Origin of the sequence: Pseudochrobactrum asaccharolyticum (assembly GCF_003314995.1) — a bacterium.
Taxonomy (GTDB): domain Bacteria; phylum Pseudomonadota; class Alphaproteobacteria; order Rhizobiales; family Rhizobiaceae; genus Pseudochrobactrum; species Pseudochrobactrum asaccharolyticum.
This window is the reverse complement of the sequence record NZ_QNRH01000005.1, coordinates 97,450-116,959: the sequence shown is the minus strand read 5'-3', so window position 1 is coordinate 116,959 and position 19,510 is coordinate 97,450. Positions and strand designations below refer to the sequence as shown.

The 19,510-nt window shown below is 52.3% G+C and carries 12 protein-coding genes; 7 read left to right on the top strand and 5 right to left on the bottom strand.

Translation table 11 applies throughout. From position 1 onward, the window contains the following. Window position 1: 1 nt before the first annotated feature. Window positions 2-1,354, top strand: a complete 1,353-nt coding sequence (locus tag DFR47_RS14310) for an MmgE/PrpD family protein (RefSeq protein WP_170137509.1) — start codon at window positions 2-4, stop codon at window positions 1,352-1,354. On the opposite strand, the gene DFR47_RS14305 is transcribed toward DFR47_RS14310, so the two are convergent. Beyond that, window positions 1,335-2,261 carry a LysR family transcriptional regulator gene (locus tag DFR47_RS14305; RefSeq protein WP_113945096.1) on the bottom strand — a complete coding sequence of 309 codons (927 nt, stop codon included), beginning with the start codon at window positions 2,259-2,261 and terminating at the stop codon, window positions 1,335-1,337. The genes DFR47_RS14310 and DFR47_RS14305 overlap by 20 nt on opposite strands. A gap of 286 nt (window positions 2,262-2,547) precedes the next feature. On the opposite strand from DFR47_RS14305, the gene DFR47_RS14300 reads away from it, so the two are divergent. Next, window positions 2,548-8,046, top strand: a complete 5,499-nt coding sequence (locus tag DFR47_RS14300) for an alpha-2-macroglobulin family protein (RefSeq protein WP_113945095.1) — start codon at window positions 2,548-2,550, stop codon at window positions 8,044-8,046. Window positions 8,047-8,157: 111 nt separating this feature from the next. Here the strand turns inward: DFR47_RS14300 and DFR47_RS14295 are convergent, their stop codons facing one another. The 3 genes from DFR47_RS14295 to DFR47_RS14285 all read right to left on the bottom strand — a co-directional run bounded on the left by DFR47_RS14295 (window position 8,158) and on the right by DFR47_RS14285 (window position 11,203). Next, window positions 8,158-9,561, bottom strand: coding sequence for a coniferyl aldehyde dehydrogenase (locus DFR47_RS14295; protein WP_113945094.1), 1,404 nt, complete (start codon window positions 9,559-9,561; stop codon window positions 8,158-8,160). Further along, entirely contained in the window at window positions 9,554-10,270 is a 717-nt protein-coding gene (locus tag DFR47_RS14290; RefSeq protein ID WP_113945093.1) for a lysoplasmalogenase, read from the bottom strand. The genes DFR47_RS14295 and DFR47_RS14290 overlap by 8 nt, the downstream gene beginning before the upstream one ends. A 267-nt stretch (window positions 10,271-10,537) precedes the next feature. Further along, a complete protein-coding gene (locus DFR47_RS14285) occupies window positions 10,538-11,203 on the bottom strand; it encodes a TetR/AcrR family transcriptional regulator (RefSeq protein ID WP_113945092.1) in 666 nt (221 codons plus the stop codon). Window positions 11,204-11,492: 289 nt separating this feature from the next. On the opposite strand from DFR47_RS14285, the gene DFR47_RS14275 reads away from it, so the two are divergent. Beyond that, on the top strand, window positions 11,493-12,773 hold the full coding sequence (locus DFR47_RS14275; protein WP_113945090.1) for an HlyD family secretion protein: 1,281 nt from the start codon (window positions 11,493-11,495) through the stop codon (window positions 12,771-12,773). Between the two features lie 12 nt (window positions 12,774-12,785). After that, on the top strand, window positions 12,786-14,360 hold the full coding sequence (locus DFR47_RS14270; RefSeq protein WP_113945089.1) for a DHA2 family efflux MFS transporter permease subunit: 1,575 nt from the start codon (window positions 12,786-12,788) through the stop codon (window positions 14,358-14,360). Window positions 14,361-14,414: 54 nt separating this feature from the next. Here the strand turns inward: DFR47_RS14270 and DFR47_RS14265 are convergent, their stop codons facing one another. Continuing rightward, a complete protein-coding gene (locus tag DFR47_RS14265; RefSeq protein WP_281011645.1) occupies window positions 14,415-15,341 on the bottom strand; it encodes a DMT family transporter in 927 nt (308 codons plus the stop codon). Between the two features lie 790 nt (window positions 15,342-16,131). On the opposite strand from DFR47_RS14265, the gene DFR47_RS14260 reads away from it, so the two are divergent. The 3 genes from DFR47_RS14260 to DFR47_RS14250 all read left to right on the top strand — a co-directional run bounded on the left by DFR47_RS14260 (window position 16,132) and on the right by DFR47_RS14250 (window position 19,510). After that, window positions 16,132-17,097, top strand: a complete 966-nt coding sequence (locus DFR47_RS14260; protein ID WP_113945088.1) for an amino acid ABC transporter permease — start codon at window positions 16,132-16,134, stop codon at window positions 17,095-17,097. Between the two features lie 108 nt (window positions 17,098-17,205). Beyond that, on the top strand, window positions 17,206-18,033 hold the full coding sequence (locus DFR47_RS14255) for a transporter substrate-binding domain-containing protein (protein WP_113945087.1): 828 nt from the start codon (window positions 17,206-17,208) through the stop codon (window positions 18,031-18,033). Between the two features lie 160 nt (window positions 18,034-18,193). Continuing rightward, on the top strand, window positions 18,194-19,510 hold the full coding sequence (locus tag DFR47_RS14250; RefSeq protein ID WP_113945086.1) for an NAD(P)/FAD-dependent oxidoreductase: 1,317 nt from the start codon (window positions 18,194-18,196) through the stop codon (window positions 19,508-19,510).

The window sequence follows — 19,510 nt, the reverse complement described above, 5'->3', positions numbered from 1 at the left end:
AATGACGGTTGCCGGAGCCATTGCGCAGATTTGTGCAAGGCCGGTGACCAGTGCAAAAGCGCGTCTGCTGGCGCGTGATGCGATTATCGACACGCTGGCCTGTATGGTCGCCGGTCGTGAAGATGTAAGCACTAAAACAGTGTTTGAGGCTTTTGCCCCGACCGGCAGCGCGGGAGAGGCGCTGCTGGTAACCGGTGAAACCTCAAGCCCGATTGTGGCAGCACTGGTGAATGGTACTGCCGCTCATGCGCTGGATTATGATGACAACTTCCTGCCGGGCATGAGCCATGCTTCAGCGGTGATTGTACCGGCGATGCTGGCTGTCGCGGATTTTGGCAAAATATCCGGTGCGCAACTGATTGATGCCTATCTGGCAGGACTTCAGGCGCAGGCGCTGATTGGCGATGGTGTTGGGCAGGCGCATTATACTGCCGGATGGCATGGCACTTCGACTATTGGCAGTGTCGGAACAGCGGTTGCTGTTGCGCATATGCTGGGACTGGATGAAGAGACAACAGCGCGGGCAATCACTATTGCGGTCAGCTATGCATCCGGCACCAAAGGCCAGTTTGGTACGCTGATCAAGCCGTTTCATGCGGGTATGGCGGCACGAAATGCGGTGGAGGCTGCATTGCTGGCCAAAGCGGGCATGCAAGCGCGGCCTGATATTCTGGAAGGTGCACAGGGGTTTCATAGTCTGTTTGCCGGTGATCAGCGTCGTGGCTGGAAAACTGACGCTATGGCCGAGGCTGCCGGACATATCATTGAAACTGCAGGGGTTATGCCGAAGAAACATCCGTGTTGCGGTTCAACCCATCTGATTGTCGATGGTTTACTGGATCTGATGCGTGAGCACGACTTCACGGCAGAGGATGTGGAAAGTGTCGAGGCGCTGGTTGGCATCGCCAATTACCGTAATCTGACCTATCCGCAACCGGTTGATGAAATGCAGGCGCGTTTTTCCATGCACTATTGTGTGGCACGGGCATTGCGGGCAGGGCATTTGAGCCTTGCCGATTTCACACCGCAGGCAGTGCAGCGCTATGCGGATGATCCGCTGTTATCCCGCGTGACAATGCTGAGTTACAGCGCGGATGAAGAACGGGTTGCTCAGGATAAACTGCCGCATATTGCGACTGTAAAACTCCATAACGGACGGGTGCGCACAGTATCCCGCAATTATGCCGTTGGTAGTTTGCAGGAGCCGTTTACCGGTGCTGACCGCTTCGGTAAGTTCATGGATTGCTGTGGTACCTTGAACAATGCTGACAGTGTTTATGAAAGTCTTCTGGCACTGGATGGTACAAAAAACCTGAAAACACTGAAACTAATGTTCAGCTCTGCCACCAGTTAATATCTTTGGCGGCGAGCGTTGTTGCACGCCGCCAGAAACGCTCAGCATAATCCGTGCGAAAACGCTGCGAGCGATAGACGCGGATTTCCACATCCAGATCATATTCTTCCTGACCAGCTCTGACGAGAATGCCGCGTTTCCATTCATCCGGCATCAGGCTTTGCGGAATCCACGCTACGCCTTGGCCGGATACGGCCATGGCTTTCAGGCCGACCGCCATGCCGTTTTCATAGACCATATTGAGATTCAGGCCGCGGGTTTCGACAAGCGGATCCAGAACCTGTGCGAAAAATGTCGTATCGCGATAACGCAGATATTCCGTTGGCAGCGTTCCGTTTTTCAGCCGGTGCATTGGCTGACCAGCAGCATCGGCGGCACAGACCGGAATGACCTTCTCGTATCCAAGGGACAGATAGGGGAAGTTCTTCAGATTATCCATCTGGCTGACTAACGGATGTGCATAGGTCAGCAGAAAGTCGCAGTTTCCGTTGAGCAGAGTGGAAACATTGCCGAGGAATGAAGGGTGCGGATCGGAAAAGCGGGTGCGGAAATTATCACCGTTTTTTTCAATCTGCGCCATCAATGCCGGAAAGAACGTCAAAGACAGGGTGTTGAGCGTTGCAAAGGACAGCACTTCCATCATCGGTGTGTAGCGCGCACTCAGCTCATCTCTTGCATGGGTGAGAAGCCCGACAGCATCATGGGCGCGGGCGAGAAAGCTTTGTCCTGCCAGTGTCAGACGGATCGGATAGGTTGAGCGGTCGACCAAGGGTACACCGACCCATGCCTCAAGCTGTTTAATCCTGCGGGAAAGCGCGGACTGTGTGACATGCCGCTCATTCGCTGCACGGGAAAAATTCAGATGTTGTGAGAGGCAGAGAAAATCTTCGAGCCACTTCAATTCCATAGAAATATTCCGCAATAGCAATTCAGACGTCTGACAGGCTTATTTCTTCCTTAGAGTAAAAAACTGTGAGGGTCACCCAAAAATTAGTGTATATAAAAATAGCGATATGTGCAGGCATATATAGCCGGAAAATCAGGCCAAAAATAAGGGTTATGGTACGTTTCGCGGATTTTATGACATATTTCTGAAGGCTTTTGTTGTGCTTACCTGTTCTTAAGGCTGTCTTGACAAGAGCGTGCTGACAAGTTTCATGGCTGAATCAAATTTAATTGACCGGAGAATCCCGATGTCGATGCGTAATGTCTTTGCGGGCTTTATTATGTCTGCAGCGCTTGCCTTGTCTGTTCAACCTGTTCTGGCTCAGGCCAACCAAGACGGATCAAGGGTGATCGCAACCACGCAAAATGGTGATTATCCCGGTTTTGATCTGCGCACAGTCAAAGATGTCAGTCTTGAACAATGCGAAAATATTTGCCTCAAAGATCAGGAATGCCGCGCTTTTACCTATAATGTGAAGGCGAAATGGTGCTTCCTGAAGTCCGATTATGGTCAAATGAATACCATTGAGGGCGCTGTTGCCGGTAAAGTTCTTGACCCTGCTGCTGTAGAGGTCGAACTTGCAGCACCGCCGCCGCTGACATTTGTACCGGCCAGCATGCTGGATGAAGCCCGCGCCTATCGCAATAAACTGACCACTGCTGAAAAGCCTGCTGGCGAAGTCGCAAAACTGCTGCGTGCCGCACAAAGAAATTATGAAGCCGGTAATACATCTTCTGCTGTGATTGATTTTGCACGCATTGTGCCAATCGCCAAAGAAAACAGCGCCGTCTGGATGGGGCTGAGCCGTTCGGCGCTCGTTGAATCACAGAGTGAGGGAGCAAGCTGGGATGTCAGACGTGCCGCTGCCAATTCTGCCATTCTTGCGTATCAGTTCAGCCGTACCGTTTCTGAACGGGCAGAAGCGCTGAGCAATCTGGCAAAAGCACTGGAGATGCGTGACAATTTCCGTCCGGCTCTCGATGCCTATAAAGCCAGCCTTGCCTTGCAGAATTCCGCAGCCGTGAACGCCGCCTATGAAGACTTGCGTGTGCGCAAAGGCTTCCGTGTGGTTGACCATACGATTGACAGCGACAGCGCTAACCCGCGCGTTTGTATTCAGCTGTCAGAGCCGCTGATGAAAAGCGGTATTGATTATGCGTCTTTCGTGACCATTGATGATGCTACCCCGAAAGGTGTGGAAGCCAAAGACAAACAGATTTGTATTGAAGGTTTGCAGCACGGTAAAAATTACCGCGTTGGTGTCCGCGCAGGTCTGCCAGCTGCGATCGGTGAGATGATTGAAGCACCGGTTGCACTGAATATTTATGTCCGCGACCGTGCGCCGACCGTGCGTTTCAACGGTGATGCCTTTGTGCTGCCAAGCACCATGCGCCGTGGTATTCCGCTTGTCAGCATCAATGTGAAAACCATTGATCTTGAAGTTTATCGTGTGGGCGAGCGCGCTCTGACCCAGTCGATGGATGGTATCAGCTTCTTCGGTCAGCTCGACGGTTACGCAACATCGCAGATCGTCAGCACACTTGGCGAGAAGGTATATACCGGCAAACTCGACGTAGAGAGTGATCTGAACAAGGAAATCGTTTCATCCTTCCCTGTTGATGAAGCGCTGCCGAAGCGTAAGCCCGGCATTTATATTATGACCGCCAAGGCGGAAGGCGATAAGTCGGAATTTTGGGCTTCACAGGCGACACAATGGTTTCTGGTATCGGATACCGGCCTTGCGACTTTTGCCGGTGAAGACGGTCTGAATGTTTTTGCCCGCTCGCTGGCAACTGCCAAGCCTATGGAAGGCGTGGAGCTGCAATTGCTGGCCGCAAATAATGAAGTGCTAGGCACAGCAACAACCGACGGTGACGGTCGCGCGACCTTTACAGCCGGTCTGATGCGCGGCACCGCCGCGATGACTCCGGCCATTCTGACTGCGCGTTCAAAAGGCAAAGACGGAGAGGAAGATTATGTCTTCCTCGATATGAAGCGCGCTGGCTTCGATTTGTCCGATCGTGGTGTAACCGGACGTCCTGCACCGGGTGCTTTGGATGTCTATGGCTGGACAGAGCGTGGTATTTACCGCACCGGTGAGACTGTTCATGCAGCCGCACTGGTTCGTGACAGCGCTGCAAAAGCCGTTGACCTGCCGCTGACTTTCTCCTTCCTGCGCCCTGATGGCGTGGAAGATCGTGCGATTGTCAGCACATCACAGGCTGCCGGTGGACATGCCGTTGATCTGCCGCTGGCCGATAACGCCATGCGCGGCACATGGACATTGCGTATCTTAAGCGATCCGAAAGCCACGCCGCTGTCTGAAAAGCAGTTTCTGGTTGAGGATTTTGTACCGGACCGCACAGAGTTCGACCTGACTTCAGAGGGACAAGAAATCCGTGCCGGTGATGCGGCTGTGGTGAAAGTAGACGGCCGTTATCTCTATGGTGCGCCTGCTGCCGGCCTGACACTGGAAGGCGAAGTGAATATTCGCCCGACCCGTTCATGGGATCTGTTCCCGAAATATGTTTTCGGTCTTGCAGATGAAGAACAGCCGGAAGATACCCGTACCACTCTGGATGCACTGCCGGTTCTGAATGAGCAGGGCAAAGCCGAAATTCCGGTTGTGCTGAATGATCTGCCTGCCACAACCCAGCGTCTCAATGCGGATATTGTTGTGCGTATGCGTGAGGGCGGCGGTCGTGCGGTTGAGCGCAAGCTGACACTGCCGGTTGCATCCGACACCAATATGATCGGTATCAAGCCGGAATTTAACAGCGATAATCTGGGTGAAAACAGCAATGCCCAGTTCTCGGTGATCGTCAGCGATGCCAATGGTAAGCGCGTTACCGAAGACGGTTTGGAGTGGTCGCTGGTTAAGGTCGAGCGGAACTATCAGTGGTATCGCAGCGGCAGCTCGTGGAACTACGAGCCGGTAACCTATACTAGACAAGTTGCTAACGGCACTGTTTCTGTTGATGAGCAGACCGCAGGCAGCATTCAGGTGCCGGTAGAGTGGGGACGCTATCGTCTTGAAATAGCAACCTCTGATCCTGACGGCCCGCAGAGCAGTTTTGAATTTTATGCCGGTTGGTATGTGGAAGCCCGTTCGACAGAAACGCCGGATGGTCTGGAAGTCGCGCTTGATAAAGAGACTTACAAAGACGGTGAAACCGCGATTTTGAAAGTTTCTCCACGCTTTGCCGGTGAACTTTTGGTGACAATCGGTGCAGACAGCCTGCTGATGACCAAGACAGTCTCTGTGCCTGCTGAAGGTGCGGAAGTTGAAATTCCGGTCAGCGGCGAATGGGGTGCCGGTGCTTATATCACAGCGAGCCTGTACCGTCCGGGTGAAGCACAGGAAAGCCGTATGCCTGCCCGTGCCATTGGTATTCGCTGGCTGGCGGTTGATCCGGCAGAACGCAAACTCTCCGTGCGGATTGAGACACCTGAAAAGACAGAACCGCGTCAGGCTCTGGCCATTCCGGTTTCAATCGGTGGTCTGAAATCCGGCGATCAGGCCTATGTCATGATCTCGGCTGTGGATGTGGGCATTCTGAACCTGACCAATCACAAACCGGCTGATCCAGCCGGCTGGTATTTCGGTCAGCGTCAGCTCGGTCTTGAAATCCGTGATCTTTATGGTCGTCTGATTGATGGTTCGCTCGGCACAATGGGTCGCCTGCGTACCGGTGGTGACGGCGCGCAGATGGCTGTCGAAGGTTCGCCTCCGACCGAAAAGCTGGTTGCTTTCTTTGCCGGTCCTGTTGAGGTCGGTGCGGACGGCAAAGCGAGTGTCAACTTTGAGATTCCGCAGTTCAACGGTACTGCCCGCGTCAGCGCTGTTGCCTGGACAAAAACCACAGTCGGTAATGCACAGTCGGATGTGATCATCCGTGATCCGGTGGTTGTCACTGCTGCGCTGCCAAAATTCATGGCACCGCAAGATCAGGCGCAGCTGCGTCTTGATATTGCCAATACAGACGGCCCTGCCGGTCAGTATAGGGTGAGCGTTGCCAGTTCCGGTCTGGTTTCTGTACCACAGGGGCAGGCACCATCATCTGTCACACTGGGACAGGGTGAAAAGACCCATCTGATCCTGCCGCTGCAAGCGGAACGTGCAGGGACGGAAGTTCTGACCGTCCAGCTGACCCATGAAAGCGGGCTGAGCATTTCGCAGGATCTGATCCTGCCGGTGCGTGCATCATCCTTGCCGGAAACCACCCGTAAGGAAGTGACCCTTGCGGCAGTGAACGGTTCTCTTGTGATCAACAAAGAGCTGCTTGCCGGTCAGCGTATGGATGGTGCATCGGTCAGCATCAATGTTTCCAATGCATCCGGTTTTGATATTCCGGGTCTGCTGACATCGCTGGATCGTTATCCTTATGGCTGTACCGAACAGACTGCCAGCCGCGCTTTGCCGTTGCTCTATATGAACGAACTGGCGAAACAGGCCGGTATGCCGTTGCAGGACAGCGATGAAGAGCTGAACAAGCGTATTCAGGATGCCATCTACAAGGTGCTGAACAATCAGTCATCTTCCGGCAGCTTCGGTCTCTGGTCTCCGGATAGCGGTGATCTCTGGCTTGATGCCTATGTTACAGACTTCCTGACCCGCGCTCGTGAGCAGAAGTTCGACGTGCCGCAGCAGGCTATGGTACTGGCACTGGATAATCTTCAGAATGCCTTGTCCTATGATGTGTCTATTACGGATAACGGCAATTCGATTGCTTATGCTTTCTACGTGCTGTCACGTAACCGCCGTGCATCGATTGCTGATCTGCGTTACTATGCAGATACCCGTCTGGAAGAATTTGCCACACCGCTGGCACGTGCTCAGATCGGTGCAAGTCTCGCGCTTTACGGCGATGGTGAGCGTTCGGAAAAAGCCTTCGTATCGGCGTTCCGTCTTGCTGATAAAGGCAATATTTCGTGGGCGCGTTCGGATTATGGTTCGAACCTGCGTGACGGCGCCGCCATTCTCGCATTGGCTGCTGAAAGCCGTCCGGTACCAAGCATCGTGCCGCAACTGGTGAAAATGGTTGGCGGTTTGAGCAATGAAACACGCTATACCAGCACACAGGAACAGGCATGGCTGTTGCTGGCTGCCCGTGGTCTGAAAGATGAAGATGCTAATCTGACCCTGCAACTGAACGGTGAAGATCGTCAGGGTGCATTGTCAGAGCGTCTGACAGGTGAGCAGCTTGAAGTTGCGCCGGTGACAATCGCGAATACCGGTGCCAAGCCGGTGACGGCGGTGATCACAACTGTTGCAGCGCCGGTGGAAGCACCGCCTGCTGGTGGTGATGGCTTTACCATTGCACGCAGCTATTACACGCTGGACGGTGCTGAGGTCAGTGTTTCTGATGCACAGCAGAATGAGCGCTATGTGGTTGTGCTGAAAGTGACTGAGGCAAATAATTGGGCATCGCGTATTCTGATCACCGATCTGCTGCCTGCCGGTTTTGAAATTGACAATCCGCGTATCGTAGACAGTGCGGATCTGAGTAATTTCGGCTGGCTGGACGGAACCACGGTTGCCCATAGTGAATTCCGTAGTGATCGTTTTGTGGCCGCTTTCAACAGCAGCGGTGGTAATGCCCGTGAATATACGGTTGCCTATACCGTGCGTGCGGTCACACCGGGCACCTATGCCCATCCGGCGCCATATGTGGAAGATATGTATCGTCCGCAATATTTCGGCCGTGGTGCTGCCGGTATGATGCAGGTTCAGCCTGCAAAGTAAAACGGCGCAGATCGCAAACAATAAAAGCCCCGCCTGAATATCTCAGGCGGGGCTTTTGTTTAGAGTGTTAGAGCGACCTTTATGAGCCAAGTCTGGCACACGGCACTCTAGTTACTTTGTTAAGAAACGGATGAGCGTATCGGCAAAACGGCCATAGGGCGGGCGCAGATAATCGGTTGCTGCAGGATTATATTTTCGCAAAACCGGCATGACTTTGGAGAAGGTTTTGAAACCTTCTTCACCGTGATAATGCCCCATACCGCTCATGCCGACACCACCGAACGGCAGGTTTGCACAGGCAAACTGATAGAGCGTGTCATTGATACACACACTGCCTGCCACGACATTTGAGAGGGCATTTTCAACCGGCTCATTGCTGCTGCTGAAAATATAGAAAGCAAGCGGCCGGTCGCGGGTGATGATATAGCGGAGTGCCTCATCATAGGAGCGATAGGTTTTAACCGGTAAGAGCGGGCCGAAAATCTCTTCCTGCATAATTGCGCTGTCATCATCCGGGTTGATGACCAGCATTGGCGGCAGGATATGGCGGTTCTCGGCTTTTTGGGTATCGTTTAAAGAGAGTAACGGGATCACTTTATGCCCGCGGATACTGGCATCATCTGCTAGACCGGTAAGGCGTTTATACTGGCTCTCATTGATGATCGCCGTGTAATCCGTTTGGCCGTTCGCCTCATTATAGCGCTGAGCGGTCTGGCTCTGGCACTCTGCTATAAAGGTTTCAAGCTGGTTCTCCGGCAGCAGCACATAGTCCGGCGCTATACAGGTTTGTCCGGCATTGAAGAGCTTGCCTGTCAGAATACGGCTGACAGTTTTTGTTAAATCGGCATCAGGTGCGATCAGTGCAGGGGACTTGCCGCCAAGTTCTAATGTCACCGGTGTTAGGTTTTTTGCTGCCGCTGCCATGACTTTTTTACCCACTGCGGTTGAACCGGTGAAAAACAAATGATCAAAGGGCAGGCTGGAAAATGCTGCGGCAATATCTGCACCACCCTGTATGATACTGACGCGGTTTTGCGGGAAGCAATCATGGAGCAGACGGGTCAGATAAGCATTGGTATGCGGCGTATGTTCTGAAGGTTTCAGGAAGACATGATTACCCGCCGCTATTGCCGATATCAGCGGCGTGAGCGACAAATTAACCGGATAATTCCACGGCGAGAGAATACCCACGACACCTAAAGGTACAAAACGGATTTCTGCTTTTGCAGGCCAGAATTGCCAGCCGGCTTTGCGCCTTTGCGGTTTCATCCATTTCTTTAGTTTGTGCAGGCAGTGGTCAATTTCTTTCAACACGATCATGGCTTCTGCCAGCATGCTTTCATGGGCAGAGCGATGGCCAAAGTCACGGGAAATTGCCTCGGTCATTTGCGGCAGGCTGGCTTTGAAAGCACTACGCAGGCGCAGCAAATCTTCACGACGCTGCCGCTCATCAGGGCGATGTTGCAACCATGCTTCGCGTAAGGAGTTAAAGGTGGTGCTGAGCTGTTCAGTCATGAGGGTCCCTTAAAACAGAACGCGCAAAACACCATTGCGCTGCATAATAGGTGCCAAGCACCCAGAGTGAATTGAGCGGGATATCATAGCGGAACCGCCCGTAAGCCAGAATACTGTCGCTGATGACGAAGAAGATACCGCCAAAGGCCGCGATCTTGGCAGCCTGTTTTGTATTACGGTCGGCAATGGTCATGTTCATAGCGCGGTTCAGCGCAAAAGCTGCCATCAAGGCCAGTGCCAGCGCGTAGATGGCGACCGGAATATGCATGCCATCGGGCAGGCTGTTCCACAGGCCGGTGATAATCAGCACAGCAATGACTGCAAAGCCGAGAAAGACAGATGGTTTGAATGCAGCATGGTCGGACAGCAGTGCATAGATGTAAGCGCAGTGCGTCAGCAGAAAACAGATCAGCCCCGCCATGAAATAATCCTGCGGCAGCATGAGAAAAAAATCACCGCCGATTGCAAAAGCAAGACCAAGCGCAATTGCATTGCGATAATGACGGGATGCTGGATTGTTGACGGATAAAGTGAGGACGAGCAGCAGCGCTGTGGCTGTTGGCTTGGTGAGATAATGCAGCCAGCGCCATTCCGGATTGAGATGTGCGCCTAATAAAGCACCTGCAATCGCCCCGCAGGCTAACAGGATATAGAGCCATGTTGCTGCCGGACTAATGCCGGATTGATCTGCCGGATGAGAATGCGCCATGATTTTCCCCTGCATGCAGTTTCTAGAGCGGTTTTAGCCAATGTTAAACCATTAAAACCGCTCTAGTTTTTTGTTTTTACGCGCATTTTATACCGAAAACCGCTTCGCACTTTTCGGAATGCGCTCTAGTTGACCTGTACGTAAACTGCTTTTTTGAACAGAGTAGCGCAAATCTGTGCCGCTGCAATCACAATCCTGAGTAGACGCTGGCCTAAGTGCTCGCCGGATTTGACCTGATAGCCTGCAGGATGCGGAAAAGGGGGGAGCTTATACCGTCGCTTGAGTATCCGGTTTTGTACCATAGGCGGCGAAAAACATATTCACTGCGGATTCCACATTATAGCGAATTTGCTCCGGCGTTGGTGCCTCTTCCATATAGGCAAACAAGCGCTGGCGATAAATGCCTGCCAGAAACAGTTCCGCCAGCTGATAAGCGGCATGTTGCACGTCCGGAACGCAGATAGCACCTTGTTCAACAAGGGTTTCAATATAGGTTTTTAGTACCAAAAGACCACGCCGCGGGCCGCGCTCATAAAAACGCACGCCGATTTCCGGTTTACGCTCGGTTACGCCCAGGATTGTGCGCTGAGCGCTGATCACCATATCCGAGGTCACAAGGGGGACGAGCGCAATGCCATAGGCAATAAGCCCTTCTTTACAGGAGAGGCCTTCACCGATGATTGTATTGATTTGAGTGAATAAGATACTACGGTGCTGTTCGCACAAGGCTTCAAACAGCTCATCTTTGCTCTCAAAATAGACATAGATCGTGCTCTTGGAAACACCGGCTTCCCGCGTGATATCATTCATGCTGGCGGCATCAAAACCCATGCGCAGAAATACATTTTGCGCACCGTCCAGAATTTTCTGACGCTTGACCGGATCTTGTCCGGCACCATGGCGACCATTCTGCGACTGTTTGATGTCTGTCATGCCTGCTTTGCTTTCCTGACGCTGCCCGTAGTGTACTTGCCGCGCAAAGTTAATATTTACCAATTCGAACCGATCAGTACGATTTCAATTGATATGCCGTCTCTCTTGCTTTATGTCAACATCGAACCGAACGGTTTTGAAGGGAATATAAGCCATTTCTCATAATGCGTGGCAGAAAGATTCTCCGACTGATCCGTGGTTCATTTTGAGTTTCCCCTTACCGGAACAAAATATTCAATAAAGTTTATTGGCAGTACGGCCTGTTTTTATCCAGAAAGTTGCCCCCGCTATGTCCGCTCTGAAGCCTGTTGCGAAGCCAAACCAGTCGAATCAATCTTCTTCTGTTTCAGAAGATCAGTATGACAATGTGCAGAGTGCTGCGCCGGCCGATCTTAAGCGAGCGGCACAAAATGATGATAATCCTGCATCAGACGGAATGCCGTATAGTGAGCAGGCACAGCCCCAGCCTGCACAGACTGCAGCACCGGCAGCGGTGAAGCCATTGCCGGCCAAACCATCCCGCAAGCGCAAAGTGCTGAGTGTGGTGTTGCTGGCGGTGCTGGCCGGTGGTGCATGGTACGGTTATGACTGGTGGACAACCGGTCGCTTTATGGTTTCAACTGATGATGCCTATATCCACGGGGATATCATGGCGATGTCGCCGAAGGTTACCGGTTACATTGATGATGTGCTGGTGAGCGCCAACAGCCATGTCAAAGCGGGTGATCCGATCTTTCAGCTTGATCAGGGCGATTATCAGATTGCGCTGAACGAGAAAGAAGCGGCACTGGAAACCCAGCAGAAAACGCTGGCTCGGATTGAAGCACAGACGGTTGCCGCAGAAGCCGCGCTGACGCAGGCGCGCGCTTCACAGCAATCATCTGCAGCGGTTCTCATCAATGCACAGGCGACGATGGAGCGGATTACCAAACTGCACGATACGCGTTTTGTCTCGCAGTCGGAACTGGATCGCGCGACAACATCGCTGGCACAGGCAAAGGCTTCTGATGCCAATGCTGCGGCGCAGATCGCGGCGGCTGAAGCCAATATTGGTGTGTTGAAAGCCCAATATCAGGAAGCTGAAAGCCAGACCCGTAGCCTTGAACTGGCGCGCGATAAAGCGCAGCGCGATTTGTCTTTCACCACGCTTCGCGCACCGTTTGATGGTGTGATCGGCAATCTGACAGGTAAAAAAGGTGATCTGGTGAGTGCAGGGCAGCGTATTGCCGCTCTGGTGCCGGTCAATGCGCTCTATATTGACGCGAATTTCAAAGAAACCCAGCTGAAAAAGCTGCAAGATGGTCAGGTTGTGCATTTTACCGTTGATGCGCTGGGTGGTGAAAAATTTGAGGGCAAGCTGGCTTCTCTTTCACCGGCTTCCGGTTCTGTCTTCTCACTGCTGCCGCCGGAAAATGCGACGGGCAACTTCACCAAGGTGGTGCAGCGCGTACCGGTGCGGATCGCCATTCCTGAAGCCGCATTGGCCACAGGCAAACTACGTGCGGGTCTGAGCGTTGTGGTGGATGTTGATATCCGCACAGCTTCGTCAAAATCTGACGCAGCGGAATAAGCGTGCACAGCCATGGCTGCCTCAACAACAATGCAGGGAAATCCTGCTGAAGAAAAAATTGATCCGCGTAAAGCCATTGCCTTTCTGGCAATGGTGTTCGGGATGTTTATGGCTATTCTGGATATTCAGATTGTGTCGGCATCCCTTGCGGAAATTCAGGCGGGGCTGGGTGCCAGCTCCGATGAAATCTCATGGGTGCAGACCTCCTATCTGATTGCCGAAGTGGTGATGATCCCGCTTTCAGGTTTTCTCGGGCGTCTGCTTTCCACACGCGTGTTGTTCACGATTTCTGCCGCTGGTTTCACACTGGCCAGTATTTTATGTGCGACTGCTACCAATATCGAGCAGATGATTGTCTACCGCGCCATTCAGGGCTTTATCGGCGGTGGTATGATCCCGAGCGTGTTTGCAGCGGCCTTCACAATTTTTCCGCCGTCCAAGCGCTCGATTGTTTCGCCGATCGTTGGTCTGGTGGCAACACTGGCACCGACTGTGGGGCCGACAATCGGCGGTTATCTGTCCCATACATTCTCATGGCACTGGCTGTTTCTGGTCAATGTGGTGCCGGGGATTATGGTAGCAATTGCGGCATGGAACCTGATCGACTTTGACAAGGGCGATAAATCCCTGCTGGCTAAATTCGACTGGTGGGGACTGGCCGGTATGGCGGCATTTCTCGGCTCGCTGGAATATGTGCTGGAAGAAGGGCCGCGTAATGACTGGTTCGAGGACAGCCATATTGTCATCATGACCTTCGTGCTGGTTGCCGGTGCTGTTACGTTTTTCTACAGGGCGTTTACGGCTGAAGAACCGATTGTTGATCTCTCTGCTTTCAGTAATATGAACTTTGCGCTCGGTTCCAGCTTCTCATTCATTATGGGTGTCGGGCTTTACGGGCTGACCTATCTCTATCCGCTCTATCTCGGTAGTATCCGTGGCTATGATGCGCTGATGATCGGTGAGGCGCTGTTTGTCAGTGGTCTGGCAATGTTCATGACCGCACCGCTGGCCGGTTTTCTCTCGACGCGGATGGACCCGCGCCTGATGATGATGATCGGCTTTATCGGTTTTGCTGCCGGTACCTATGTGATGACGGGGCTGACGACGGACTGGGATTTTTACGAATTGTTGCTGCCGCAAATTCTGCGTGGCTGTTCGATGATGCTGTGTATGGTGCCAATTAATAATCTGGCGCTGGGTACATTGCATCCATCCCATATTAAAAATGCTTCCGGCCTGTTTAACCTTATGCGTAATCTTGGCGGTGCGATTGGTCTGGCGGTGATTAACACGATGCTGATGCGTCGCGGTGATCTGCATTATGCGCAATTGTCCGAGCACCTGAACTGGGGCAATCACGAAGCCCAGGAAATGCTTGCTAACCTGACTGCCAAATATAATGCAGCTGGTATGGATGGTGCCAATATTGCGCTGGTCAAGCTTTCGGGCATGGTGCGTCAGCAGGCAACACTGATGTCGTTCATTGATGTGTTTCTGATCCTGACCGGCTTGTTTGTTGCACTGGCATTTTTTGCAACAATGATGAAAAAGCCCGGTGATGTGCCCAAAGAAGCGGCAGGGCATTAAGCGCGTATCATTTCAAACTAAAAACGGCGGGATTTCCCGCCGTTTTGTTTAGACCTATTCTGCGGCCTGTAAGCGCGTCGTTGAACGGCCGCTGTCCTGACGCATCAGATAGAGCGATGCGCCGACAATCAGCAGAGCACCGGGCCAGAAATTAATGCTTGGTGTCGCGGCAAAGACAATCCAGCCGAGAATAACATTCAGCGGTAGTTTCAGATCATCAAAAGGCTGCAGATAGACGGCATCGGCTGCCGAATAGGCGGCAATCTGGAAATATTGCGCCATCGCAGTCAGAACGCCAATTGTCAGCAGGATTGTCCAGATTTCAGCAGACGGCGATGCAATTTCCGGAAAACCAACGCCCGATGCTGCCCATAGCGCACCGTTAATAGGGGTGAGCAGGATCAGCATATAGACCGAAATACTGGCCGTTGTTTCAAAGCGGGTCAGATATTTGGTCATCACCGAGTAGCCAGCCCATAGCGCTGCCGCAAGAATAGGCAGCAGTGAATAGACTGTATAGGTGTCTGACCACGGCGCGATAATAATCAATGCGCCGATAAAGCCGACTAAGGTGGTGAGCAGGCGCGTTTGCGTCACTGCTTCATGCAGGAACAGGCGCGCGCACAGAATGACAAAGAACGGTGATGTCATGGAAAGCGCAATCACCTGCCAGATCGGCACATGGGTGAGGGCGAAAATCCAGACCTGCACACCGGCAGCAGCCAGACCAACACGGATTATGTGCAGGCCAAGGTGATTGGTACGCAGTGCCCGTGCGCCTTCGCGGATCAGCAAGGGCAGGGTGAGTACCAGAGCGATGACATATTGCCAGAAAGCAATGACAACAGAAGGGATACCGGTGCGGGTGCCTGCCCATTGGGTGGCAACATTGACGCCTGCATAGGCGGCACAGGCGGCCAGCATGAGTGCTGCACCACGGATGGTCGGTTTTAATGTCTGAACAGAGGCAATTGGGCTCAACGTTTTTCTTCCTGTCTCGTAAGCCGTTACCCCAGGGATTGGGAAATGGTACGGGAAGAAAATTCCATAATGGCGGCAAAAATCTCCGCGCATGATGCTATTTCAGCCCCGCTCTCTCTCATCCGGACTATGACCGTCGGCTTCGGAGTTGCACCGAATCTGCTGACCTTAACTGGAATATTCAGGCTCTAGCGGCTTGCAAATGTCGTTTTTCTCTGCTTCCGGTGCTCATGTACTAAAAGTACACTCCGCTCCGGTTCTCGAAAAACACCATTTTCAGCACGCTATAACCAGAATACGTGCAGGCGCACTTTTGTTTGGTGCCTGCGATGTATCTCAATTAAGCGCTCGCGGGCTTCAGGCTTGTGCCTGTTACCGCCGGTGGGGAATTACACCCCGCCCTGAGAACGATTAAAATTATTATGCGCTATACCCGAGAATAAATCCTGAGCATCGCTGCATGAGCTGAATTTATGATGTGGCTATCGATAAATCAAGCCGCTTATCCGGCAACGCTGTGTCCTGAAAACGGTGTTTAAAGCTGCGAACTATTCGAGAAAAACAATATGTGAAATTGCCGGTCTGTAAGCAGTGTTTCAGCTGTATTGCCCCTGCGGTTTCACTTTTTATCGCGTGGATAAAGCGCTTACGCAGTCAAATTCGCTGCTTTGAATCGCATTATGCCTGTTATTTCGGTGATTATGTCTGCTTTTTATGTCATTTCCGGCAATTGTTCGGGTGGAAGCCTGCGCTTTTTTGAAAGAGACATAGAGGCAGGGAGCAGATCAGCATGTATTACGATAAAGTTCAAAAGAACAAAATCACGCAGCAGCCGTGGTTTCTGGGCGTATTCGCCCTTGTTATCTTCGCTTTTATGGTTTGGGGAAACTGGCATCAGGCAGGCACTCCTGATGAAGCCGCAACAGGGCTTGCAGCATTGTTGCACACCAAGACTGGCATAATTGCGGTTGCAGCCGTCACTTCGTTGGTTTTGACACTGGTTATCAACATCGTCGGCAGACTGCCGATGCAGGCACAAACCATAGTTGTCTGGCTGGCCTTGCTCTCTGGTGCCCTGTATTTTTTCTACAGCTTTGATCTGTCTTACACATTTATCCTGTCGAAATTGCCGTTTCTGATTACGCAGGGTGTGGTCACGACCGTTTATATTTCGGCGATCTCTATTGCCATTGCGTTTGTGCTGGCGATTGTCGGTGCCATTGCCAAGCTTTCACAAAACGGTTTCGCTGTTGCGATTGCCTCTTTCTACACCTCGTTTTTCCGCGGTGTACCGCTGCTGATCCAGATCTACCTGATTTATCTCGGTATTCCGCAGCTCGGCTATGTGATTGATGCAGTGCCTGCCGGTGTACTGGCTCTGTCGCTGTGTTACGGCGCTTATATGACCGAGATTTTCCGCGGTGGTATTATGTCCATTCCGCGTGGTCAGTGGGAAGCTGCCCGTGCGCTTGGGCTGCGCCCTTTCACCACAATGCGCAAAGTGATCATGCCGCAGGCGATGAAGCTGATCATCCCGCCGACAGGCAACCAGTTTATCGCGATGCTGAAAGACTCATCCCTTGTCTCGGTTATCGGTGTCTGGGAGCTGATGTTCCTCGCCCGTACGCAGGGTCGTGAAGAGTTCCGCCATCTGGAAATGCTGATCACCGCTGCACTGCTCTACTGGTTTTTGTCGATCATTCTCGAACGCTGTCAGGCTGTGCTGGAAAAACGCATGAAGCGTCAGGAACGCTGATGAATACGGGCGGTCAGCCGTTCTGACCAAAATTATCCATTGTTTTCGCATGGCTGTTTATTCCGGTGAGGTCATCTGAATAACACTATGTTCAGGGGAGGAGCCCACATGAAGAATGCAATTTTATCCGCTGCTGTTGCCGCACTGGCGTTGAGCGTAAGCCTGCCGGCATTTGCCGGTGAAACACTGGACCGCGTTACCAGCAAAAAAGAACTGGTTGTTGCAACGGCAGCAAATTGGCCGCCGCAGTCTTTCATGAAAGACGACAAGCTGGTTGGTTTCGATATTGATGTTGCAACCGAAGTTGCCAAACGTCTCGGAGCCACAGCGCGCTTTGTGACACCGGAATGGGGCATCATCACTGCGGGTCACTGGAATGGCCGCTGGGATATTTCTGTCGGTTCCATGACCCCGACAACCGGTCGTGCCCGCATTCTCGATTTCCCGACTGTTTATTACTACACGCCTTATGTTTTCACCGTACACAAGGATTCCAAGGCTGAGAAGCGCGCGGATCTGAACGGCAAGGTTATTGGCGTTGAAGGTGGTACAACAACCGAAGATTACATCAACGGTACGCTGAAGATTGATGCTGTAGGCGTGCCTGAGTTCAAATATGATGTGAAGCCAGGCGATATTAAAACCTATGGCGACAGCGTTGGCCCGCTTGATGATCTGCGTCTTGGTGACGGCACTCGTCTTGATGCCTCAGTTTCTGCAATGCCGACTGTCGAAAACGCAGTGAAGCGCGGTTATCCGATCCGCGCACTGAATGATGAACCTGCTTTTTATGAGCCATTGGCTGTTGCCGTAGACAAGGGTGATCCTGAATTTACAGCAAAGATCAAAGAGGTCTTTGAACAGCTGAAAGCAGACGGCACCATGACTGAACTGTCGGTTAAGTGGTACGGCGTGGATTACACCAAGCTGAAATAACCATCACATCTATGCTGTCGGTTTCTGCTCCCTTCAGATTGCAGAAACCGGCATTATCCCAGAACAGCTTCCGGACTGAATTCCTGCACAGCAATGTGCAGCTTGAAACGCGCCCCGTATCATCCGTGCAGCACAATTTTCTGTAAGAAGCAGTATTATTATGAGTTCATATCCAGCTACCTATTACAGCGCCACACGGGTCGCATCCGCTTCTGCCTATGAGAACCTGCAAACTAATCTGCAGGCTGATGTTTGTATTGTCGGTGGCGGACTTGCCGGTCTGACGACGGCATGGGAATTGCTGAAGCGCAATAAATCCGTGATTGTGATTGAACAGAACAAAGTCAGCTGGGGTGCTTCGGGACGCAATGGCGGCTTTTGTCTGAATGGCTGGTCTGAAGGTCTTGGCGCGATTGAAAAACGCAGCGGTTTTGAAGACGCGAAAAAGCTGTTCGCCATGTCGGTTGAAGGCGTGGATATTGTCCGTGAAAATATTGAGCAGAATAATCTGCCGGACTGCAATATTGTCAAAGGTAAGCTGAGTGTCGTGCGCTATGAAGCGGCAGAGCAGATGCAGCGTTACCGTGATCGTATGGCGCAGCATTTCAACTATGAATATGAATATCTCGACACAGCAGCAATCCGCCAGAAGCTGAATACGCCGATCTATAAGCAGGCGCTGCGTGACAGTACCGGTTTCCATTTTCACCCGCTGAATTATGCGCTGGGTCTGGCTGATCTGATCCGTGCCAAAGGCGGCCGGATTTTTGAAGACAGCGCCATGCAGTCTTTCACCCGTAACACACAGGCCGGTGCTACAGGGCGCTATACCGTGAAAACCGAGCATGGCTCGGTACAGTGTGATGATGTGGTTCTATGCTGTGGTGGTTATGGCGGTGCGCAATTCGGCAAGCTGCGCCGTGCCTTTTTGCCTATCGCTACCTATGTTGTGCTGACCGAAAAGCTGGGTAACCGTCTGCAGGATTTCATCCGTACGATAGATGCGGTTGGTGATGACCGTCGCTCATCCGACTATTACCGTGTTGTGGAAGGGGATCGTATTCTCTGGGGTGGACGGATTACGACTAAGAACGAGCAGGATGAAACGCGTCTGGCAGCGATTTTGCGCAAAGATATGTGCGACGTGTTTGCCGGATTGCAGGATGTTAAAATCGAAAAGGCATGGTCTGGTCTGATGGGCTACTCCCGTCATAAGATGCCGCATATCACCAAAGTGGAAGATGGTCTGTGGACATGCAGTTCCTTTGGCGGACATGGTATGAATACCACTGCGATTGGCGGACGTGTCGTTGCTGAGGCGATCAGCGGGGATAGTGATCGTATCCGCTTGTTTGAGCCTTATGGGCTGACATGGAACGGCGGTGTCTTCGGGCCTTTGGCTGCAGAAACTGTCTACTCTTATCTGCGGATGATGGATTACTTTCAGGAAGGCCGCTATAAGGGCGCTCATCGTTAA